Genomic DNA, 20,895 nt, shown 5'->3' with positions numbered 1-20,895 from the left:
NGCGACGGCGTACCGACGCTCAGCGGAGATCGCCGCGGTACTCGGGCCCTATCCCGGTTTCACCGCGAACGCTGCCGCCCACCGCCGGGTGGTAGCCCGCCATTCCGCCGCGCACGCCGCTATCCGTCACCCGCCGGCGGCCCGGCGATCGATGGAGAAGAGCATCCACGAACAGGTCCTCCCCCGGGCGGGTCTGGAGTGGGAACGAGCCCTACTGCTCGGCGAGCGACACGGCTGGCGCAACGCCCATCTGACGCTGATCGCACCCACCGGCACGACCGGCCTCGCGATGGACTGCGCCACCATGGGCATCGAACCCGATCTCGCGCTCGTCAAGGTCAGGAAAAGCGCAACGGGCTCGGCGATGCGGCTCGTGAACACGACGGTGCCGACGGCACTGCACGCCCTTGGGTATCCGCGGGCCGCAGTGGCCCGTATCGTGAGCTTCATCGCGGCGCACGGTCATGCCGTGGATGCGCCCGGGCTGCGCCCGGAACATCAGGCGGTCTTCGACTGCGCCCTCGGTCCACGTGCCATCGATCCGATGGNCCACGTCCGGATGATGGCCGCCGTACAGCCGTTCCTGTCCGGGGGTATCTCGAAGACGGTCAACCTCCAGGCGTCGGCCACGGTCGACGACGTCGCTGCCCTGTTGTACGCCGGATGGCGCAGGGGGCTGAAGGCATTGGCCGTGTACCGGGACTCCGCCAAGGTCGGCCAACCAATTTCCGGTGTCACCCTCCCGGTCGCNCCGGCGGGCCCTTCAGACGAGTACCTGGGCCAGCTGTCGGGGTAGTCCACGATGCTCGGACGTGGCGTCAGGCCCGCAGCAGATGCCCGTCGCACCATCTGGCCGAGCCGTCGCATCCCGGCGCGGCACACAGTCTGTCACCTGTGCCCGTTGCACGGCGAAGCTGCCGACGGGCGCTGCGGCGCCACTTCTCGACATCGGGGTGGACGGCGGTCAGCTGCGGCCCGACCTGCCCGCTCCGAAACACCATGGCCAGCTTCGGCGGCACGACCGGTATCGGATGACCGTCGGTTCCCGAGTCCGACGGCAGGTTCCCGCCCGCCCTCAGAACGGCCCACGAGACGGCATCGGCCAGGTCGACGGTCGCCCCTCCGGTCACTGTCAACATCGCGGTCATCTGCGCACGCCGGACGATCTCAAGCAGGGCATCGACCCGTCGAGGTGCGGCAGCGCGGTCGTCCGCGGCCGTGTCCGCTCCAGTGAGCTGCTCCAACGCCGAACGGAGCGTGGCGNCGGACTGGGCGTCGAGCTCGCCGTCGAGCCGGGTCATGCCCTCGGGTAGATCCGTCAGCCACAAGCCGCGGCGGGCGCGTGTGTGCTCCGGCGGGGCCGTTGTCGTGATGCCGGTCGCGGACCGACCGTGGTCACTGTCCCGGACCGGCGACACGCCGTCTTCGGCCACGCCGTCCGAGGCACTCCGATGGGCCGGGCCCACCATCACGTCCTCGTTCACCACGTCGCCGTTCACCACGTCGCCATCGGCACAACCGTCGGTCTCGGAGGCNTCACCGTTCTTCCGGGCGTCACCGTCCTCTCGGGCGTCATCGGCCTCGGGCGCGTTGCCGTGGCTTCCGGCGGGCGGGGAAGAGGCACCCGAGGCAGCCCCATCAGAGCCGCGGCCGGTCGTGGACGTGGGACCCTCCGCCTCGGGAGGATCGACCTTGGGGGGATCAGCCCCAGGTGGATCCGCCCCAGGTGGATCGGCCTCCTTCGATCCGGCGGGGGACTGTGAGACCCGCTGGTGAATGCGCTGACCGATTCTGGTCAGCTCGGCGGGATCGAACATCGCCGCCTGTTCGATCAGGCAGGACTCCGCATCCGCGACGACGTCGGCGGTCGTCAGAGCCGGCATCGAGCGCGTCACTCGGAATATCACCAGGGCCTGCTCGACGGTGATTCTGCCCTCTGCCAACGCAGAGCCCGTCGCTGTCAACGGACCGTCCAGGGCGGCAGCGAGTTCGAGCAGGTGGCGCGCGTCGATCGGACGGACCCGCAACCGCTCCCGCAGCCACTCCTGTGTGCTCTCCGCTCCGACCCGCAGAGCCATGCCCCGTCCCTGTACCTCCCGGACGAGCTGGAGGCGCAGGGCGGCCAACCGGGAGAGCGCGGCGGCGCTCTCATCCACGGCAAGCGCCAGCTCCGCGTCAGACAACGGCCACATCGGCGCGTCCAGAACGCCGTCGACAGAGGTGTGGACGGCAGCCATCCCGGCGACGAGGCCGAGCGGCGATACAAACGAGTCGGCGATCAACGTCATGTGGCCGACTGTAATTCACGTACATACCCGCGTCGATCGCGTGTCAGCAATTTGGCGTTCCGGTCGTCAAACTTTCCAAGAAGAGCGCCAGATCATGGCGGTACTGACCACCACCATGATTCGATCGGACCCGACTCCCGCGCGAGAGGCAGGACGAGGNATCGTGACTGTGATGGCTGACCTGCAACAAAGAGAAAAGGGGAGATCCAGATATCCCCTCGGCTGCTACCGATCNGACGGCTCGCGCGGTGCAACGAATCTCCCGTCTTCTTCCNCCGAGCGCCGCGAGATTCAAGGGCGGACAAAGGAAGCCGTCCTTTGTCCGTACGCCGCATCGGGGCGGTGTCCCGCTGTCCTCCGGTTGTTCCGAGCCTCTGCTGCGGGGGCCGGCCACCGGATCCGAGCTTCCGTCCAGGACCGCTGATCAGCGCGGGACCACAGGCCGGCATGGTGAACAATCGAGGGCATGGCCGACGTAGGAGCTGTCCACCAACGCGAGGAAGGCCCACGGGACCGGACGCCGCTCGCCGTCGGTGTGGCGGGCGCCGCGACGGCGCCGGCCACCGAGATGCCGTCCGGCGGCCGGCCAGCACCTGGTTCCGAGGGGCGCGTCCTGGACCTCAACGCCGACCTCGGTGAGGGCTTCGGGATCTGGCGCCTCACCGACGACGAGGCGCTGCTGGGCCTGGTGACAAGCGCCAACGTGGCATGCGGCTTCCACGCCGGGGATCCGGCGACCATGCGACGCACCTGCGATCATGCTGTCCGGCTGGGGGTACGTATCGGTGCTCAGGTCGGCTATCGCGACCTCGCCGGATTCGGCCGGCGACGCATCGACATGGATCCGGCCGACCTCCGTGACGATGTCACCTACCAGCTCGGCGCGCTCGACGCCTTCGCCCGGGCCGCCGGTGATCGAGTGCGCTACGTCAAGCCGCACGGGGCGCTCTACAACACGATCGTCGCCGACGAGGACCAGGCGCAGGCGGTGGTCGACGCGGTCCGCGGGTATGACACGGCGCTGCCGGTACTCGGCCTACCCGGCTCGGTCTGGTTGCGGCAGGCCGCCGCTGCCGGCCTGGTGACAGTCGGCGAGGCGTTTGCCGATCGCGCCTACACCCCGGCGGGCACGCTCGTCTCCCGCCGTAGCCCTGGCGCCGTGCTGCACGATCCGGACGCCGTGGTGGCGCGAGGCGTACGGATGGCCACCGAGGGAACTGTGCTCAGCGAACAGGGCACACCGGTACGGATACTCGCCCGATCCCTCTGCGTCCACGGCGACACCCCGGGCGCCGTGGAGGTGGTCAGGCGGCTGCGCGATGCTCTGCGCCACGCCGGTGTCGCGCTGTCGCCGTTCTGCTGAAGGGACCGTGATGCGCATCCTGCCCTGCGGGGACGAAGCACTGCTCGTCGAGGTTGCGAACCTGCGGGAGGCCGAGGCCCTCTACGGACGGCTACGGCGGGATCCCCCGCCGGGGGNCATCGACATGGTGCCGGCAGCGCGTACCGTCCTCATCGCCTTCGACCCGGCGGCCACCGGACCAGCCCGACTCCGGGCCCTNCTGCACGGGATGTCAGCCGCGCCGCTCGACCGGGAGCAGCAGTCCGACGGTGCGCCCGGTCTCGACACGCCCCGTTCCGACACACCCCGTTCCGACACGCCCGGTCCCGACACACCCGGTCACACGGCCGCCGCTTCACACGCGGTGGTACCCGGTAGCGACCCTCGCTGCCCCGCCGGTGCCGATCCGATCGGCACGAAGGCGAAGGACTCACCGGCAACCGTGACCATTCCCGTGCGTTACGACGGTCCCGACCTGGTCGACGTCGCGCGGCTCACAGGGCTGACACCGGCGCAGATCGTCGAACGGCACCTGCGCGGGCGGCACAGGGTGGCGTTCTGCGGTTTCGCGCCGGGTTTCGCGTACATCGCCGGTCTGGATCCTGCCCTGCGGGTACCCCGCCGGGACAGCCCGCGCACGCGGGTGCCGGCAGGTGCCGTGGCGATCGCCGACGAGTTCTCCGGCGTGTACCCCCGTGCCTCGCCCGGTGGATGGCATCTGATCGGCCAGACCGATCTGGCCGTCTTCGACCTCACGCACGATCCGCCCGCGCTGCTCGCGCCAGGCACTCTGGTGCGCTTCGTCGCGGTGGGCGCCGCCCGGGCGGTGTGGGCGTGACGGGACCAGCGGAACCGTCCNGCGAGATCGCGATTGTGGCCTCGGGCCCGCTTGCCACCGTGCAGGATCTTGGCCGCCCCGGACTCNCGCACCTGGGAATCACCCGATCCGGCGCCGTCGATCGTCCCAGCCTGCTCCTGGCGAACCGGCTGGTGGGCAACCTGACCAGCGCGGCAGCCATCGAAATCACCTATGGCGGCCTGATCGTCCGATTCACCCACCCCGGACTGATCGCCCTCACCGGCGCGCCCTGCCCGCTCGAGCTCTCGGGCCGTGAGATCGGGATGTACGCGCCGGTTGACGTGCAGGCGGGCGCGCTGCTTCGGGTCGGCGCCCCCACCCGGGGCGTGCGTACGTATCTGGGAATCCGCGGNGGGGNGGACGTACCGGCCGTGCTGGGCTCCAGGTCCCGAGACACCCTCGCCGGCATCGGACCCGAACCGCTGGTGGCCGGTGCACGCCTTGCACTCGGCCGGGAGAGGTCCGATCCACCGACGGTCGATCTCGCGCCCCATGCCCGCTATGCCGACGAGCCCGAGCTTCATGTGCTGGCCGGTCCGCGTGCAGACTGGTTTGCCACGGACGCGATTCTGGCGTTGTGGGCGAAGACCTACGAGGTCACGACCGACAGTGATCGCGTCGGTGTCCGACTACGCGGTCCCGCGATGCGTCGGCACATCACCGCCGAGCTGCCCTCCGAGGCGGTCGTCGCCGGCGNCATCCAGATCCCCCCGAGCGGCCAACCGGTGATCTTTCTCGCCGATCATCCCGTCACGGGCGGCTATCCCGTCCTGGGCGTCGTCGCGGTCGAGGATCTTCCCTTGGCCGCGCAGTGCCGGCCCGGTCAGCGACTTCGATTCCGACCCGCCCGCAGGGCCGTGAACGGCCTGCCGGACCGATGACCGAGTCGACCCTCCCGCCGATGTGCGTCGTCCGGACCGGAGGCTCACCGGAAGGTCATCGCCAGGCGAAGACGGGCTGTTCGAACTCGGCGACGCGGGTGTGCCGGCCGTGCAGCACGAGCTCGGCGAACTGGTGGAGGATGGCGCCCGTCGGGGCGTGGATGAGGCTGCCGAGCAACGGAAGCTGGATGACGGGCCGGTCGGACTCGGGAATGGCGAGAAAGCGTGGCGGCGCGCCCAGCTCGTCGAGCGGTACGACGTGGACCGAGGCGACCTCTCGAGCCTCCGGACTGGTGCTCTGCAGCCTCGAACCCGCCCAGAGCACCACCGGGGTCATCACGAAACCGGATCGGGTCGCGTAGTCGTCGAGGCTGCCGAGGACCTCCTCCGCCGACAGCTCGATTCCGACCTCCTCGGCAAGCTCGCGGCGCGCGGCGGTCGCGGCGTCCTCGCCAGGCTCCGCCCGACCGCCCGGCAACGCCCACTGCCCCGCGTGCGTCCGCAAACGGGCGGCCCGGCGGGTGAGCAGAAAACTGGGCCGGCCCTGCGCGTCCTCACCGAGAGCCACCGCCACGGCGGCGAGACGACGCCCCTCGGCAGGCAGTTCCTGCCGAGGGAAGCCGGCCACGGCCGCCGTCACCCTGGTTCGCAGGTCGACCATGTCCTCGGGAGTCACCTTGCCGTCAGAGGTCACCCTGACATGCATACCAGCACGCGCGCCGACGTGGCGCCGGACGACCCTCACGCGGCGGCGCAAGCGCCGCCGCGTTCCGCTCGCCTCAGCTGTGGCTGCGACGTCGATGGCGTCCCAGGGCAGTGCGTCCGTCCGCAGGCTGGGCCGACCCCGCCGAGTCGACTCCGGCCGGTGTGCCCTCCCCGGTCGCGGGAGCTGACGGACGGTCACTCGGGTACACCTGCGGCTCGGACACGGGTGGCGCCAGCGTCTCCTCACGGGCGCCACGCGAGCGCAGGGTGGCGCGCTCGCGGCGCCGGCGGGCCGCGGCGACATCACGAACTCCGCGGACACTCAACCTGCCCCATGCCGTCGAGCCCAGGAAGAGGACCACGGCGCCCAGACCGTAGAAGAAGCTGATCCACTCGACGGCCTGACGCGCGGACCCGCCGAGAGGCGCCCCGATCGAACCGAGATGCCACGGTCCGGCGAGGGTGGGACCGATGATGAACCAGGCCCCGGCGGCGATCNCCAACCAGGCCCCCAGCGCAGCGGTTCCCCTGTTGGTACTCGCCAGCAGCAGCAGACCACCGACGAATGCCGCGATGCCCGGCAGGACCTCGAGNCAGAACCGCGCGGAGGTCCAGGTCCAGGGGTCGTCCGGGGTGAACGCGAAATCGAAGTAGGGGCCGACAAAGGGAATGAGCGCCCCCCAGATACCCAGGAGCATCAGCAGCAGGCCAGAGACAGCGCCACGGCTACGGGGGATGTGCCAGGCGCCCAGTCCGCGGGCGTCCGCGTTGACGACGTCAGCCATCGGTTGCTCCCTCTCCTCGGCCTACAGCAGGGAGGGTGCCCCGCGAGATGGTCAGCGAACCACCTGGTCAGGGCCCTGCGGAGCACTAGCCGACCGGGCGGGGGACGGCCGACGACCGGTCAGAGCGGGACGAAGGAGAGCCCCCTCGCCCGCAGCAGGGGCAGGACCCGTTGCAGGGCCGCCACGGTCTGCGCCCGGTTTCCGCCGCCGTCATGGCAGAGCAGGATGTCGCCGGGACGGGCGCCGCCCAGGGACTGCCGGATGGACGCGGTTCCCGGACGCGCCCAGTCCCGGGGATCCACATCCCAGCCCAGGGAGGTCATGCCCAGACCGGCCGCAGCCGCAAGGACGGCCGGAGACCAGTCTCCACCCGGCGCGCGGAACAGTCGCGGTGGCTCGGCACCCGCGTCCACTACCGCCGACTGGGCACGGGTCATCTCGGCACGGATCTGCTCCGGTGTACGGGCACCGAACGGCTGCGGATGGGTCATCGTGTGGTTACACAGCGAATGGCCTTCCGCAACGATGCGACGCACCAGCTCCGGGTTTGCCACCGCCTGCGCGCCCACCACCGAGAAGGTGGCCGAGACCCGGTTGACGCGCAGGACATCGAGGATCCGAGGAGTCCACACCGGATGCGGACCATCGTCGATCGTCAACGCGACCGAGTCCCTCGGCGCATCGGGCCGCAGGTCGTGGATGCGGTAGGCGGGTGCCTTGGGAGCCGCCACCGTCGTCGTGGTGACCCCCGTGCTCGCAGCCACCCCCGATCCGCGTGCGGCGCCGGAGCGGGCGGCGGTCTGCTGGCCTGCGGAGCGGACGGCATTGTGGCCCGCCCGGGATGCCTCCCCGATCGCCTGCGCCGGCTCGGCCGCGGTAAGCAGCACAATGCCCGCCGCGCTCGAAGCCGACCAGGCGAACAGTCGTCGGCGGGAGACCTGCGGCGCCGAGCGGTCGACTCCCATCCGGCCNCTCGCCGTCAGCCGACCCGGACCCCTCAGGTGATCCGGACCCCACCGACGACCCGGTAAGATCGTCGCCGCTACTCATCCGGTGTCCCGCCACCGCACCTGGCCCTGCCGCTCATGTCACCGCTCCCCCGATCTGCCCCGGTGCCCACGCATCCGCCCGGCGGGGGCACTGGCGCAGGCCGGAGCTGCCGACGCCGCCAACCGGCCATCCCCGACGAGGCCAAGTGGATGCCGGTAGACCATACGACGGCTTTGCGCACCGAAAGCAAGAACGACCCCACAATCAGGCAGATATCCGACAGCTTTCTCGAATACCGGCGCGCAGGGTCATGAATGTGCTGCGCGCGGACACACCCGCACCGCACCCGTGTCTGTTGACGGNTGTCTCAGCGCCCGCTCGGCCCGAAACGTTCGGTCCTGAGCCGNCCGGGGTCATGGCCGAGCGCGACGAGCGTGTCCGCGACGGACTCGACGAAGCCGTTCGGCCCGCAGACGTAGCACGTCGGCGCGAACGCGGCGGGCCACGCGACCGCGGACAGCTCGGCGAGACCGAGGCGATGCGGCGGGCTGGGCCAGCCCGGCGGCGTCGCCCTCGTGTAGACCCGCGTGAGGTCGAAGCCCGGGTCGGCTCGAGCGCGGTGGCGCAGCTCCTCGGTGTAGTAGGCGTCGCCCGGTGTGCGGACCGAGTACGCCAGCCGGAACGGTGCCCGGCTCGCTGCGACGGCCCGAGCCCGCACCATGGCCATCAGAGGAACGATGCCCGAGCCGCCGGCGACGAGGAGCACCGGATCTCGGTCCTGCGGACGCCAGACGAACCAGCCGCCGACCGGGCCGCGGATCTCCACCGGGTCACCGACGGCGAAGACCTGAGTGAGGTATGGCGAGACCTCGCCATCCGCGACCCGCTGCACCGTGAGGACCACGCGCGAACCGTCGGTGGGAGCCGCCAGCGAGTAGCTGCGGCGCGCGGTGTAGCCGTCCTCGGCGGTGAGGCGCAGATCAACCCGTTGACCGGCGAGATGCCCCGGCCACTGCGGCACCTCGAGCACGAGAGTCCGCGCGCTCGGCGTTTCGTCGCGTATCTCGGCCAGACGGGCGACGCGCCAGGGTATCCGGCCGGCCGCCGTCGACCGGGCCGCCGACTCCCGCGGCGGCACTGTCATCTCCGCATCCCGACCCTTCTGACCCTTCTGACCTGCCCGGCTCCGGTTCTCCCCGGAACGACTCTGGTTCTCTCCCAGACGATCCCGGTCGAGCGGTGCCGGGAGGGCCGATCCTCGCGCAGCCGTCAGTCGCCGCGGTACCTCTGTTCGAGCCAGGGATCACCGCGCTCGTGATATCCGGNGGCCTCCCAGAAACCCGGCTCGTCCTCTGGCAGCAGGCGGAGGCCGCGGACCCACTTGGCGGATTTCCAGAAGTACAGGTGAGGCACGAGCAGGCGCGCCGGGCCGCCGTGCTCGGGGTCCAGGTCGCCGCCGTCACAGCGATGGACGACCCAGGCCCGCCCGTCCAGCAGGTCGTCGAGCGGCAGATTGGTGGTGTAGCCACCGTAGGAGTAGGCGACAGCGAAGTCCGCCGAGGTCTCGACACCGGCGAGCAACACGTCCAGCGAGACGCCCTGCCACACCGTGTCCAGCTTGGACCACTGAGTGACACAGTGGATGTCNACGGTCGGCGTCTCACTCGGCAGGGCCAGAAACTCCGACCAGCTCCAGCGATACCGGCGCCCAGCCTCGTTGGTGATCACGAACTCCCACTGGTCGCGCGTCACCCGCGGGGTCGGCCCCGCGGAGAGGACCGGGAACCCTTTTTCCAGGTACTGACCTGGTGGAAGACGGGGAGGACCAGACCGTCGGCGGCCGTGAAAGCCCGGCGAGACGATNCCCATGGACCACACGTACCACAGCCGGACCCATCGGGGCGCTCGGTGTATTCACTGCCGCGGGAGAGGGATATCACCTTCGAGTATCCGGACAACCGGCTCCAGACCGAAACGGGACACGCCCCGCCGACCGTCACGGCCGCGCCGGCGATCGCCTCGCAATCCGGGCGAAAGGCGTCTGTTAACATAAACAGCTCGCACAGTCCACTGATACTCGACGATCACCGATCGGCGACCGACGCGCGCCTTTGCAGGAGGACCGCTCATGGCCCGGCCAGCCGCCCCGGCGGCATCCCGCCCAGGCTCATCGCAGGCACCATCCGCACCGGCCGGCGGCCGGGCGGCGGCCGAGCCATCGGGCCCGCGCCCGGCCGACCACGATCCGATCGCACGAGTTCCTCCGCCCGCCGGTTCTCTCCCGGTGAGCGCGGCACCGGTGGGCCGACGGGTCCGTGTCCCCAAGACGGCGGAGCTCGTCGCCAGCCAACTGCGGCGGAGGATCATCCGTGGCGAACTCACCGAGGGTGACGCTCTTCCTCCCGAACCCACCCTGATGGCGCAGTTCGGCGTCTCCCGGCCTACCCTGCGCGAGGCCTTTCGGGTCCTCGAGGCGGAGGCGCTGATCTCGGTGCGCCGCGGGGCCCACGGCGGGGCGCGCGTCCACCTCCCGAGTCCAGCGGTCGCCGCCCGCTATGCCGGGCTCGTCCTCGAACATCGCGGCGCCACCCTGGGCGACGTCCATCAGGCCAGCGCCGTCATCGAGCCACCATGCGCGGCGCTCCTCGCCGAGCGGNGCAGTCCGGCAGACGTGTCGGCTCTGCGCGCCATCCTCGCCGAGGCCGACGAGGTCGCCGAGGATCCCGCCGCACTCGCGGCCGCGCAGGCCTCCTTTCACCTGGCCGTGGTCGAGCTCACCGGCAACAAGTCCCTGTCGGTGGTGACCGGCATGTTGCAGCATCTCGTCGAGCTGACCAACTCCCAGCACGGGCATGCCACCGTCGGCGCGGTGCCCGACGCGTCGCCCGCGTCGACGGCGGCGGACGACCGGGCGACCGACGTCCGGCTGAGCGCCGGTGCCACCCGGCAGATCCACGCCGCCCTTGTCGACCTCGTCGAGATCGGCGATGCGGCGGGCGCCGACCGCCACTGGCGGCAGCACCTGGCCGCACCCGATCACGCGATTCCAGGAGGGCCGGCCGACCGCTGCGTCCTGGATCTGCTCGGCTGATCAGCGGTCACCTTCGGCGACATGGTCGCCGGGCCGGACCGCGTCACCGAGCCAGACCGAGTCACCGGGCCAGACCGTCCACTGAGTGACAGGCATGGCCGAGCGCCACCCGGTGAAGCCACCGACCGGTGACGCTCGGCTTACCGCCAGGCGGATCAGGTCCCCGCCCCGGCGTGCGTACCAGGCCGCGAGCACCGCCTCGGACTCGACGGTCACCGCGTTGACGATGAGCCGACCGCGGCCTCGCAGCGCCGCCCAGCAGGCTTCGAGCAGCCCGACGGCCGTGGCGCCGCCACCGACGAAGATCGCATCTGGTGCCGGCAGGCCCGCCAGGACCTGCGGGGCGCGGCCCGCGACGACCCGCAGCCCTGGTACGCCGAGGTTCATGGCGTTACGACGGATACGCTCCACTCGGTCGGCGCGGGACTCGACGGCGATCGCCCGACAGGTGGGATGGGCGCNCATCCACTCGATGGCAATGCTGCCGGAGCCCGCCCCCACGTCCCACAACAACTCGCCAGGAGCAGGGCCGAGCCCGGCCAGGGTGACCGCTCGGATCTCGCGCTTGGTGATCTGACCATCGTGCTCGAAGGCATCGTCAGGCAGCCCGGGTATGCGCGGCCGGTGGGCGACCCCGGGTCCGGGCCACGGCTCGACGGCGGCAACATTGAGGTCGGCCGGGGGGCGCAGGGCGCGCACCGCCGGCGCACCACTCGACCCCGGCAGGCCGTTTTCCCTGCTGCCCACCCCTCCCGTGCCTTCCGCCACGCTGCCCTGCTGATGGGAAGAGGCGGCGTCGCGCCAGCGGGCAGACGCGGCCGCCCATTCGTGGGCGGCCGCCCGCTGCTGAGCCTCGTCGACCCCGCCGAGCCGCTCCAGCACCGTTATCGGACTCGCACCGTAACCGCGGTCGACAAGCAGATCAGCGAGCGCCAGGGGTGTGGTCCCGTCGGCGCTGAGAACGAGTAGCCGACGATGCGGCGCTAGTGCGGCGTGCACCTGAGCCAGNGGGCGGCCCACCGCGTTCACGACGTCGACCCCGTCCACGGCCCAACCGAGCCGAGCGCAGGCCAGGGACACCGACGAGGGATGGGTGAACACCCGTACCCGCTCCGCCCCGAGCAGGCGAACGAGCGTCGTGCCGATCCCGTGGAACATCGGATCGCCGCTGGCAAGGACGCAGACGTCACGGCGAGGATTCGAGCCCTGCACGGCCGGGGGAACGCCGCCGGACTCCACGTCCGCGTCGGCGCCGTTCGTCCCGGCCACCGGTATGCCGTGCTCCGCGAGCAGGCCGGCGAGGGCCGGNAGCAGCGGCGACGGCNAGGGGACCCTGCGGGCGGTGAGTCGGCTCCCCTCGCCCCCTGCCGGAATGAGATCAAGTTGTCGCTGTGCCCCCAGCAGTACGTCGGCGCGGCGAACGGCGTCACGAGCTGCTGTGGACAGGCCGGTCCAGCCATCCGCGCCCACACCGACGACGGTCACCCACGCTGACGCACGCGGCTCCGCGGCCGTCGGATCGGACGGGGGCTCGGATGCTGACAGTGGACCCGGTACAGATGCCGGATCCGGCACAACAACGGGATCCGGCACAGCAGCAGGATCCGGCACAGCAGCAGGATCCGGCACAGCAGCAGGATCTGGCGATGACGCTGGATCTGGCACAGCACGGCAGCGTAGTCCCGCGCCGGACCACAGGCCCTCTGGCCGACCGGCCCAGGAAGCCGACTGCGTAGGGCCGGATCGGCACCGGCTGCTGCCCACCCGCCGGGTCTGACGAACCGGGGGCTCCCCGACCGCGACAGCCGTACCGTCGTGAGGGGCCGTCACGGTAAGCCTCCGGGAGCACGCCTCCGGTCCCACAGATCTCGACAGCCCCTGAGCCATCACAGCCATCAGAGCCCCTGAGCCATCACAGCCCCTGAATGTCCCCAGCCCCTGGGATGNGGACCGCGATTCCCCACGCGGCGAGAGGATCCGGACGTGACGCTGTTGTTCCCATCTCTGGACGTCGATCACGAAGCTCCCGCCGTGNAGGTGGGAGATGTGGTTCTCTCCCGGACCGAGCTGTTGGAGGCCGCGGCGACCGTCGCCGGTCGCGTAGCGGGAGCCCGGACCGTCGCCGTGCACGCCGAGGCGTCCATGGCCACGGTCGTGTCCATCGTCGGATGCCTGCTGGCAGGGGTGCCCGTGGTCCCGGTGCCGCCGGATTCCGGGCCGCGGGAGCGCGGCCACCTTCTGCGGGATTCGCGCGCCGAGCTGCTGCTCGGCAGCCCAGGCTGGGAGGACCTTGCGATCCCGGCGGTGCCCGTCGATCCCACCGTCCGCACGGCATTGCCGTCCGCCGACAACACCGCGACCGCGACTTCGGCGGGCGTCGGTGAACCGGTCGGGGTGACGGCCGGCCCGCCCGCGCTCATCCTGTACACCTCCGGCACGACCGGAGCACCCAAGGGCGTCATGGTGCCCGCCGCGGCGATCGCCGCCGACCTCGACGCCCTCGCCGAGGCATGGGCCTGGACCCCGGAAGACACCCTCGTGCACGGGCTGCCGCTGTTTCACGTGCACGGCCTCGTCCTGGGTGTTCTCGGCGCGCTGCGGGTGGGCAGCCGCCTGGTCCACACCGTCCGGCCGACGCCGACTGCCTATGCGGCCGCCGGCGGCAGCCTGTACTTCGGCGTGCCGACCGTCTGGTCCCGGGTCTGCGACGACCCGGTCAGCGCCCGGGCTCTGGCCTCGGCTCGGCTGCTCGTCTCCGGCAGCGCGCCCCTGCCGGCACCGATCCTGCATCGGCTCGCTACGCTCACCGGCCTGCCGCCGATAGAGCGATACGGGATGACCGAGACGCTGATCACGACGAGCAGCCGGGTCGACGGCGAGCGCCGCGCCGGCTGGGTCGGGCCGCCGCTGAAGGACATACGCACCAGGCTCGTCGACGACGAGACCGGCGCCCCGCTGCCGTCCGACGGGCAGAGCATCGGCGAGCTGCAGGTCCAGGGGCCAACCCTGTACGGGGGCTACCTGGGCAGCCCGGAGGTCACCGCCGACACCTTCACCGCCGACGGCTGGTTCCGTACCGGTGACGCCGCGGTGATCGCGCCGGATGGGCACCACCGGATCGTCGGCCGACGGTCGACCGACCTCATCAAGTCCGGGGGATATCGAGTAGGCGCGGGTGAGGTGGAGGCGGCGATCCTGGCGCATCCGCAGGTGCGGGAGGCCGCCGTCGTCGGCCTTCCCGACGACGATCTCGGCCAACGGATCACCGCCTTCGTCGTCGCCCCCGACCTGATCGGCGGTGGCAGGAACACCGGGTCGGCAGCCGGAGACCTCACCGACTTCGTGGCCCGGGAACTATCCGTCCACAAGCGACCTCGGGAGATCCACTTCGTCGCCGAGCTACCGCGCAATCCCATGGGCAAGGTCCGCAAGTCCGCCCTGGCCCCTCCGGTCACGCGCTGACGGCGCCGGGAGGAGGGGCCGGTTGGAGCAGGGGGAAGGCGAGAACGGCTACTCGGGTCCTTCACCCCACGGCAGCACGACGCCCGGCTCGACGGCGCCCCAGCGGGCCGAGCGACCCCGAGTGGCTGTCGCCTCCTCCCGTCGGCGGCGGTCCGAGCGGACCTGCCGGCGGGCGCTCCTCGTCGCGCGTGGCCCGCTCCCCCGCCGCTTGCGCAGGCCGCGCCGGCGGGGCGGTGGCGAGTCCCCGGTAGAACGCGCTGGTCGCCATCAGCTCGTCGTGGGTGCCCTCCGCGATCACGCGGCCCTCGTCCAGCACGATGATGCGGTCAGCTGCCCGGACCGTGGAGATGCGGTGCGCGATGACGAGCAGAGCGCGCTCGGCGGCGATCCGGCGCATCGCCTGGGTGAGAGCACGCTCGTTGACGGCGTCGAGCTGCGAGGTCGGCTCGTCCAGCAGCAGCACGGCGGGGCTCGGCAGCAGCGCACGGGCGATCGCCACCCGCTGCCGCTCTCCGCCGGAGAGCAGCACGCCGTGATCGCCTACGGGAGTGTGCAGCCCATCCGGCAGCCGACTGACGAGATCTTTCAGCCCTGCCGTCGCCACCACCTGAGCAATCTCCTCCTCGCCCGCCTCCGGCATCGCGTAAACGATGTTGTCTCGCAGGGTGCCGTGCAGCACCGGTGTGTTCTGTTCGACCAGGTTCACCCAGGTCCGGGCACTGCTGCGGGAGAGGGAACGGACATCTCGACCGGCGAAGAGGATCTGTCCCTCGTCCGGATCGTAGAACCGCTCCACGAGTTCGAGGACGGTCGACTTGCCGGCCCCCGAGGCTCCGACCAGTGCGACGTGGCCCCGCCGGGGCACCCGGAAGGACACTCCCCGCAGCACCGGCGTTGTGGTGTAGGCAAAACGCACCTCGCGCAGCTCGATCGCCGCCGGTCCGTCGCCGTCACCCGCCGTCTTCCGCGCCGCGACCATCGCGGGCCGTTCCCCTCCGCCCGTCCGCTCCGGTGAGGGGCAGCACGCCACCTGACCCTGCCTCGGCGCCGCCCGCGCGAGCAGGCGGGCGGGGGGCCGTGTCACCCCGGCGGGCCAGGCGGTCGCGATCGTGCGCAGCGGACCGCGCAGCACGGTGTCGTCGTCCTCTCGCGGCAGCGCGAACACGGCGTTGACCCGCGTGAGCGCCCCCAGACCGCGCTGGATCGTGGCGGCGGACTCGATGAGCTGAGACAGGGGCATGACCAGGTAGGTCGCGTAGAGGAGAAAGGCGACGAGGCTGCCGAGCGAGACCGAACCCCGAGCCACCAGCACCCCACCGGCCAGCAGGACGGCGAGGACGCTGCCCTGCACGGCCAACTGCATGGCGGGCGCGATGACCGAGTCCAGCTTCGCCATGCGGATGCCTGCCTGGTAGGCGGCGGCGGCGTGATCGCCTATGCGTTCGGCCTCGCGCGCCTCGGCCCGGTTCGCCCGTACGGTGCGGATCGCGACCAGGGCCCGTTCCAGATCCGCGGTCATGCCTCCCACGCTGGCCTGCCCGCGCTCGGACACCGCGCGGATGCGGGACAGCGCGCTGAGGACCACAACCCCGGCCACCGCGACCACCGCGACCACGAGCAGGAACAGCCACGGATTGAGCCACACCATCAGGGCGACGGCGCCGGCCACCCCGATCAGGCTGGTGACGAGGGAGGTGAAGCTGTAGGCCACCGCCTCGCGTACCACGGTGGTGTCCGTGTTCGCCCGCGAGATCAGGTCCCCGATCCGGCGGGTGTCGAAGACCTNCACCCGCAACGCAAGCAGATGGCCGATCAACCGTCGGCNCAGGCCGAGCAGGATCCCCTGACCGGCACGTTCCAGCAGGTAGTGCCCGGTGGTATCGATGATCGCCTGGCAGACGAACAGGCCAAGAAGCGCCCCGACCAGCCACAACGGGATACCGCCGGCCTGCGCGGTGTCGATCACCCTCATCACGAGCAGTGGTTGGAGCACCCCGACGCCGGTGCCGATCACGGTCAGGACCGTGGCGATCATCACGGGCCGTCCGTGCCCCCGCAACAACGCCCAGAGCTCGGCCAGCCCCCTCACCACGGCTCCGTCCCCGGCCCGACGGCAAGAAGCGCCCGCAGGTACCCGGGTGGCACCGGCTCCCCGACGATCGCNCCATCCGCCTCGACCCACGCATGCGCGGCGAAGGGCGCGACGGTCCGCACCNCGACGCACCAGGTCGGCACGCTGCCTGTCATCCGGCACAGCAGGGTGGTGGCGATCGAGCGGGGAACGCAACCGCGCTCCTCTCGGCAGGTGGGGCTCACGGCCATCACCGCCTGGCGCGCGGCGAGCGCGGTGGCGTAATCCGCCGGCCGAGCACCGCCGCCGAGCCTGGCCAGCACCCGCCGGATGCGTGCCGGCGACTGGGTGGCCAGCAGCCGTGCCGCCCCGACGGCGGCCATCGCCTCCAGCCGACGCCCGGCACGCGGCACGACGCCCGACCGGTCGACCACCATCGGCGCCGTCACCGCCGTGCCTCCGGCCGCCCCGCACCGTCCCGCGGCCATCCGGCCTCGACCTCGGGCGACCACCGTGTCTCGGACTCCGGCTCGATCAGTCCGACGTCGGCGAGCTGGGCCAGCAGACCCTCGACATCGTGGCGCGCGACCTGCGGATCGACCTCCACGGTCGTGCACAGCTCCCGCACGGCTGCGGCGACGTCTCCCCCGTCCAGCAGAACGCGCAGAACCAGGTCACCCGAGNGGTTGAGCGTCCAGTACCGCCCATCGTCGGTGTGCAGCAGCACGGCGCCGTACTCGGTCGGCGCCCGCACCACATCGGATCGCAACATCACCATGTCCACTCCCGCTGGTCCGTCACTCTTCGGCAGATCTGCCAGACCCGTCCGTGNCGGCGCCGGACGCCCGCGACCCGACCGGCCGCTCAGCCCCGACGGCCGGTGAGGGTGCGTAGCCACGCGTCGGCCGCGAAGGTCGGTCGGAGGGGCTGGGGCCGGCGGTCCGCCGCGGCCCCCTCACGGCACGCCTCCCGGAGCATCTCCGGCTCGATGAGTCCGAGGTCGGCCAACGGCGAGTCGTCGCANAGCCCGACCAGGGCGCCACGATTGGCGTGCAGCCCTCGGATCTGCTCGGCATCGGNATCGGCGCCACCCGAGATTTCCCCACGCAGGCAGTTCGCCGGTACCACCTGCTGCATCGCCTCCTTGAGCAGCGGCCCGTCCTCCCAGGGGGAGGCGCGCTCCTCCGCCCGGACGGCGAGCGCGGCGCGGACTACCCGGTCGTCGAGGAACGGCGCGCTCAACGGCGGGCCGACCGGGCTGGCCATCTGGTCGAACAGCCGGAAGGCGGACGCGGTGGTCCGAATCGCGAACAGGTCGGCGTGGCCGTCCCGCGTCGGCGCGAGGGGACCGTCTCGGTGAGCCGCGTCGGCGACGGCCTCGACGATGAGCCTCAGGGCGGCAGGGGTCAGCCAGTCCGGGACGACCGGCGCCGGCGTCCAGTCCAGGGCCGCCGTCGGGTCGGGTGGCCGCGGCCGTGCGGGGCGTCCCCCGAGCGGAGCCTGGTCGAGCGCCCGGGCGAGGTCGCCCATGCAGTCGCGGTAGCTCCGACGGCGCATCATCCGCAGGCCCGCGGCCCACGGCCAACCTGCCTGGGTGTGCAGGCCGCTCAGGTGCCGCAACGCGGTCCAGGGCCGCCGGCGGGCGAGTCGAGGCAGGTAGTTCAGTGCGCCCTGTGTCACCTCCACGCCTCCGAGGCCGGTCAGGTGTAGCCGAGGTCCGTAGAGTGCGACGCGGTCGAGTCCCGCCCGCAGCGTCGCCCGATCCACGAGGCCGACGAAGGGATGGTCGAGCGCCTCGTCGGCGGAGGTGATGCCGTCGAAGGCTGGCGGAAGCTCACCTGCGGACAGAATCTCCCGGACAACTCCGGGCAACGAGACCGCCGCGTCGGCTGCCCAGCATGAATCGGGACCATCGGAGTCCCGGGCGACCCCCGTGACCGCAACGATGTCGGCGGGGCCGCGGGCCGCCAGGCAGCACACAGCGGCCGAAGCCAGCCCGCCGGGCAGATCGGCGCTGACGGCGCGCCCCGCAGCCACCCGAACGGACACCGCCTCGGCGAGGGCCGCTCGTAGGATCGGCGCGCCCTCGGCGCGCGAGCGCACCGGCGCCGGCTGCCGCCACCAGCGCATCCGCTCGACCCGTCCGTCACGATCGAGAAACAGGTAGTGGTCGGGTGGCACGGTCTCGACCGACGCCCAGGGGACAAGGTCGTCGAGCGGGTACGGCGGGCATGGATCCAGCAGCGACAGGGCCAGCGCCGTGCGGTCCAGTGCACCGCCGGCCAGCTCGGCCAGGATGTCGGCGCGGTCGGCGGCGACGTGCTGACCCCTGGACATCGCGGTGAAGATCCGACGCGTGCCGGTTGGGCTCCCCTGCAGCCTGCGCTGCCCGTTGATCTCGGCAATGACGTGGTAGTCCCCGGCCACGGCGTGCGCGACGTCGAGGGAGTGCACGTCCCGCGCGGCGATCAGCAGGCGCAGGAGCTGGCTGGAACTCGCCGCGACTCGGCCGACCAGGGCCATCCGGGCGCGACTGGTCTCCGCACTGATCATCGCTTCGTCCGGCCAGTCGCCCACGACCCACGGCCGCCCCGAGGGGTATCGCAGCACTCGCCGGACCCCCGCGGGCAGCACGACCGGATCCCGATCCGCCAGAACGACAAACCAGCAGCTCGGCCGACAGGACGCCAGCCGCGTGTCGGGGCCCGGCAGCCGCACTGTGATGGGCGTGGTCACCGCAGCCTCACGGATGGTGAGGAGGAGGCTGCCGCCGAACTCGTCATGGTCGCGGTCGCGTCCCCGGCCCAGCGCCGCCGCCGCAGAGAGACCGGTCGCCGCCGGTCGCCGGGAAAGGTCGCCGCCATGCGTGCCCTCCCTGTTCGCGTTCCTCCGCGTGACGGACTGTAGGCACAGCCCGCGGCGCGACGGTCGGCATCCGAAAGAAGTCCCGCCTGCCGGCGGATGGGCCGGCCCCCGCTCCTGCACGCGCCAACTCGGATCAGCGGACCGGATGGACGGTCCCATGCCTGACGGGATTCCCAGGCGCGGTTCAGTGAAGGTTCAGCGGTGCGGCGTGCCCATCGGCTCCGAGGAGGACCGCNACCAGCCGCGCGCCGGGTCCAGAACCTCCTGATGAATCCTGCGTAGCTCAGCACCGGGTTCGATCCCGAGCTCAGTGACCATCCGTCGGTACAGGCCGCGGTACTCACGCAGCGCCTCGGCCCGGCGACCGCTGCGCTCCAGGGCGACGAGCAGCTGCGCCCAGAGACGCTCGCGGGTCGGGTACTCCACGGCAAGCGCGCGCAACGCCGGAAGAACCTGATCGTGCTCACCGAGCGCAAGGCGCGCGTCTATCAGCGCCTCGCGGGCCGACCACCGGGCCTCTTCAAGGCGGAGGCTCTCGGCCCCACCGACCTCGGCCGGCAACTCGTCAAAGGCGTTTCCGCGCCACCAGCCGAGCGCCTGCTCCAGCGACTCGGCGGCTCGGGCGGGCGCGCCGGCGCGGGCCGCGACCCGGCCATGTTCGACCGCCTGCTCGAAGCGGACGACGTCGATCTCGTCGGGGACGACGAGCAGGCGGTACTCCCCCGGACGGCTTTCGATGCGTCCCGGGCCGGCCGGTCGACGAAGGATCGCGGACCGGGGGCCCACCGCCCTGATCGACGCCGGCACGGCCGGGTCCCCGATCGGCGGGGGCAGCGTGTGCCGTAGCTCGGAGAGGTAGGTCTTGATGTTGCCGAGGGCAGACCTGGGCGCGTCGTCCTGCCAGAGCGCCAGGCGCATCTCCTCCACCGAGGTCCACCGTCCAGCGTGTAGCAGCAGCGTGAGCAGCAGAGCGCGCTTCTTGCGCTGGTCGATACGGACGCGCTCGCCCGGNCCGCGCCAGACCTCAAGCGGGCCCAGCACCGCGAACACGACACCTACCTCGGGCCCGCGCGCCGCCACTGCGGGGCCGGACCACCGGGAGCCGTGACCTGGTTCGCCGGGAGTCCGGACGCCGGGGCGGGCGATCGGGCCCGCAACGGTTCCGAGCTCGTCGACCATGATGATCCTCGTCGGTTCGGAGATCCTCGCTGATCGGCCCCCGTTGCACACCCTCGCCCGGGGACCGGCGGCCCCGTCCGGGCCGGTGCGAGCAATACCCCGTCCGACCGGCGGATAGTCCTCTCACCCGGCGATATGCGTCCTCCCGGTGGGTCTGTGTCCCCGCCCGCGCGCGTCCTGCGCCAGGATGCAACCCACGGCGGGTAGGCGTCCCGCGAGGGAGGCGTTCAACCCAGCGATGGGTTCCCACGGCGGGATGGGCGCCGAGCGACGTGGATGGCGCCGGCGGGATGAGTCCCTCCGGCGGGATGAGTCCCTCCGGCGGGATGAGTCCCTCCGGCGGGATCGGTTCCTCCGGCGGGATCGGTTCCTCGGCG

Annotated in this window: 12 protein-coding genes and 24 pseudogenes; 14 read left to right on the top strand and 22 right to left on the bottom strand. The window is 71.7% G+C overall.

Annotated elements, in window-relative coordinates:
• Position 1 precedes the first annotated feature (1 nt).
• A pseudogene (locus UK94_RS36245) lies at positions 2 to 548 on the top strand (ribonucleoside-triphosphate reductase); the annotation flags it as partial.
• Between the two features lies 1 nt (position 549).
• Positions 550 to 750, top strand: a pseudogene (locus tag UK94_RS36240) (hypothetical protein); the annotation flags it as partial.
• A 68-nt stretch (positions 751 to 818) separates the two neighbouring features.
• Here the strand turns inward: UK94_RS36240 and UK94_RS36235 are convergent.
• The 3 genes and pseudogenes from UK94_RS36235 to UK94_RS36225 all read right to left on the bottom strand — a co-directional run.
• Positions 819 to 1,263: pseudogene (locus tag UK94_RS36235) on the bottom strand (hypothetical protein); the annotation flags it as partial.
• A 1-nt stretch (position 1,264) separates the two neighbouring features.
• A pseudogene (locus UK94_RS36230) lies at positions 1,265 to 1,469 on the bottom strand (hypothetical protein); the annotation flags it as partial.
• A 67-nt stretch (positions 1,470 to 1,536) separates the two neighbouring features.
• Positions 1,537 to 2,192, bottom strand: a 656-nt coding sequence (locus UK94_RS36225) for a DUF222 domain-containing protein (protein WP_235486174.1), incomplete at its 3' end; no start/stop codon positions are given.
• A 562-nt stretch (positions 2,193 to 2,754) separates the two neighbouring features.
• On the opposite strand from UK94_RS36225, the gene UK94_RS01175 reads away from it, so the two are divergent.
• From UK94_RS01175 to UK94_RS36195, 8 genes and pseudogenes are all read left to right on the top strand, one after another.
• The gene (locus UK94_RS01175; RefSeq protein ID WP_231861163.1) at positions 2,755 to 3,651 is read left to right on the top strand and encodes a 5-oxoprolinase subunit PxpA; all 897 of its coding nucleotides are present in this window, start codon (positions 2,755 to 2,757) and stop codon (positions 3,649 to 3,651) included.
• Positions 3,608 to 3,767: pseudogene (locus tag UK94_RS36220) on the top strand (hypothetical protein); the annotation flags it as partial. The gene UK94_RS01175 and the pseudogene UK94_RS36220, both read left to right, overlap by 44 nt.
• 1 nt (position 3,768) lies before the next feature.
• Positions 3,769 to 3,849 (top strand): annotated as a pseudogene (locus UK94_RS36215) (allophanate hydrolase subunit 1); the annotation flags it as partial.
• Position 3,850: 1 nt separating this feature from the next.
• Positions 3,851 to 4,468, top strand: coding sequence for an allophanate hydrolase subunit 1 (locus UK94_RS72530; protein WP_268761161.1), 618 nt, complete (start codon positions 3,851 to 3,853; stop codon positions 4,466 to 4,468).
• A gap of 35 nt (positions 4,469 to 4,503) precedes the next feature.
• Positions 4,504 to 4,554, top strand: a pseudogene (locus tag UK94_RS72525) (hypothetical protein); the annotation flags it as partial.
• A 1-nt stretch (position 4,555) separates the two neighbouring features.
• A pseudogene (locus UK94_RS36205) lies at positions 4,556 to 4,841 on the top strand (allophanate hydrolase subunit 2 family protein); the annotation flags it as partial.
• Between the two features lie 6 nt (positions 4,842 to 4,847).
• Positions 4,848 to 5,185 (top strand): annotated as a pseudogene (locus tag UK94_RS36200) (allophanate hydrolase subunit 2 family protein); the annotation flags it as partial.
• A 1-nt stretch (position 5,186) separates the two neighbouring features.
• Positions 5,187 to 5,370 (top strand): annotated as a pseudogene (locus tag UK94_RS36195) (biotin-dependent carboxyltransferase family protein); the annotation flags it as partial.
• Between the two features lie 55 nt (positions 5,371 to 5,425).
• Here the strand turns inward: UK94_RS36195 and UK94_RS01160 are convergent.
• From UK94_RS01160 to UK94_RS72520, 5 genes and pseudogenes are all read right to left on the bottom strand, one after another.
• Entirely contained in the window at positions 5,426 to 6,064 is a 639-nt protein-coding gene (locus tag UK94_RS01160) for a CoA pyrophosphatase (protein WP_231861166.1), read from the bottom strand.
• A 915-nt stretch (positions 6,065 to 6,979) separates the two neighbouring features.
• Positions 6,980 to 7,825 carry a polysaccharide deacetylase family protein gene (locus UK94_RS01150; RefSeq protein ID WP_063822654.1) on the bottom strand — a complete coding sequence of 282 codons (846 nt, stop codon included), beginning with the start codon at positions 7,823 to 7,825 and terminating at the stop codon, positions 6,980 to 6,982.
• Positions 7,826 to 8,257: 432 nt separating this feature from the next.
• Positions 8,258 to 8,994 (bottom strand): ferredoxin reductase (locus UK94_RS01145; RefSeq protein ID WP_235486043.1); only part of this gene is annotated, 737 nt, incomplete at its 3' end.
• Positions 8,995 to 9,176: 182 nt separating this feature from the next.
• Positions 9,177 to 9,497, bottom strand: a pseudogene (locus UK94_RS36190) (molybdopterin-dependent oxidoreductase); the annotation flags it as partial.
• A 1-nt stretch (position 9,498) separates the two neighbouring features.
• A pseudogene (locus UK94_RS72520) lies at positions 9,499 to 9,713 on the bottom strand (sulfite oxidase-like oxidoreductase); the annotation flags it as partial.
• 265 nt (positions 9,714 to 9,978) lie between these two features.
• On the opposite strand from UK94_RS72520, the pseudogene UK94_RS36180 reads away from it, so the two are divergent.
• Positions 9,979 to 10,506 (top strand): annotated as a pseudogene (locus UK94_RS36180) (GntR family transcriptional regulator); the annotation flags it as partial.
• A 1-nt stretch (position 10,507) separates the two neighbouring features.
• Positions 10,508 to 10,941 (top strand): FCD domain-containing protein (locus UK94_RS72515; RefSeq protein ID WP_268761160.1); only part of this gene is annotated, 434 nt, incomplete at its 5' end.
• On the opposite strand, the pseudogene UK94_RS36175 reads toward UK94_RS72515, so the two are convergent.
• The 4 pseudogenes from UK94_RS36175 to UK94_RS36155 form a co-directional block, all read right to left on the bottom strand.
• A pseudogene (locus UK94_RS36175) lies at positions 10,942 to 11,402 on the bottom strand (bifunctional cobalt-precorrin-7 (C(5))-methyltransferase/cobalt-precorrin-6B (C(15))-methyltransferase); the annotation flags it as partial.
• Between the two features lies 1 nt (position 11,403).
• A pseudogene (locus UK94_RS36170) lies at positions 11,404 to 11,949 on the bottom strand (bifunctional cobalt-precorrin-7 (C(5))-methyltransferase/cobalt-precorrin-6B (C(15))-methyltransferase); the annotation flags it as partial.
• Between the two features lies 1 nt (position 11,950).
• A pseudogene (locus UK94_RS36165) lies at positions 11,951 to 12,249 on the bottom strand (SAM-dependent methyltransferase); the annotation flags it as partial.
• Between the two features lie 17 nt (positions 12,250 to 12,266).
• Positions 12,267 to 12,426 (bottom strand): annotated as a pseudogene (locus UK94_RS36155) (bifunctional cobalt-precorrin-7 (C(5))-methyltransferase/cobalt-precorrin-6B (C(15))-methyltransferase); the annotation flags it as partial.
• Positions 12,427 to 12,476: 50 nt separating this feature from the next.
• On the opposite strand from UK94_RS36155, the gene UK94_RS33415 reads away from it, so the two are divergent.
• Both UK94_RS33415 and UK94_RS01125 read left to right on the top strand, forming a co-directional pair.
• Entirely contained in the window at positions 12,477 to 12,677 is a 201-nt protein-coding gene (locus tag UK94_RS33415; RefSeq protein ID WP_157734037.1) for a hypothetical protein, read from the top strand.
• Between the two features lie 299 nt (positions 12,678 to 12,976).
• Positions 12,977 to 14,403, top strand: a 1,427-nt coding sequence (locus UK94_RS01125) for an acyl-CoA synthetase (RefSeq protein WP_235486041.1), incomplete at its 5' end; no start/stop codon positions are given.
• Between the two features lie 61 nt (positions 14,404 to 14,464).
• On the opposite strand, the pseudogene UK94_RS01120 reads toward UK94_RS01125, so the two are convergent.
• The 10 genes and pseudogenes from UK94_RS01120 to UK94_RS01100 all read right to left on the bottom strand — a co-directional run.
• Positions 14,465 to 16,188, bottom strand: a pseudogene (locus tag UK94_RS01120) (ABC transporter ATP-binding protein); the annotation flags it as partial.
• Positions 16,189 to 16,228: 40 nt separating this feature from the next.
• A pseudogene (locus UK94_RS36145) lies at positions 16,229 to 16,438 on the bottom strand (ABC transporter ATP-binding protein); the annotation flags it as partial.
• Between the two features lie 129 nt (positions 16,439 to 16,567).
• Positions 16,568 to 16,618, bottom strand: a pseudogene (locus UK94_RS36140) (polyketide beta-ketoacyl synthase); the annotation flags it as partial.
• Position 16,619: 1 nt separating this feature from the next.
• Positions 16,620 to 16,911: lasso peptide biosynthesis B2 protein (locus tag UK94_RS36135; protein WP_268761178.1), on the bottom strand; the 292-nt coding region annotated here is incomplete at its 3' end.
• 8 nt (positions 16,912 to 16,919) lie between these two features.
• A pseudogene (locus UK94_RS01110) lies at positions 16,920 to 17,157 on the bottom strand (PqqD family peptide modification chaperone); the annotation flags it as partial.
• 1 nt (position 17,158) lies between these two features.
• Positions 17,159 to 17,246, bottom strand: a pseudogene (locus UK94_RS36130) (PqqD family protein); the annotation flags it as partial.
• A 92-nt stretch (positions 17,247 to 17,338) separates the two neighbouring features.
• A pseudogene (locus tag UK94_RS36125) lies at positions 17,339 to 17,497 on the bottom strand (hypothetical protein); the annotation flags it as partial.
• A 1-nt stretch (position 17,498) separates the two neighbouring features.
• Positions 17,499 to 17,553, bottom strand: a pseudogene (locus UK94_RS36120) (hypothetical protein); the annotation flags it as partial.
• Position 17,554: 1 nt separating this feature from the next.
• A partial coding sequence (locus UK94_RS01105; RefSeq protein WP_235486039.1) for an asparagine synthase-related protein occupies positions 17,555 to 19,027 on the bottom strand: 1,473 nt, incomplete at its 3' end.
• 548 nt (positions 19,028 to 19,575) lie between these two features.
• On the bottom strand, positions 19,576 to 20,257 hold a 682-nt coding region (locus UK94_RS01100; RefSeq protein ID WP_235486170.1), incomplete at its 3' end, for an AfsR/SARP family transcriptional regulator.
• Positions 20,258 to 20,895: the final 638 nt, after the last annotated feature.

The sequence above is a fragment of the Frankia sp. AvcI1 genome, from assembly GCF_001420875.1.
GTDB lineage: Bacteria > Actinomycetota > Actinomycetes > Frankiales > Frankiaceae > Frankia > Frankia alni.
Note: the sequence above shows the minus strand (reverse complement) of the source record. Positions and strands in the feature narration are given on the sequence as shown.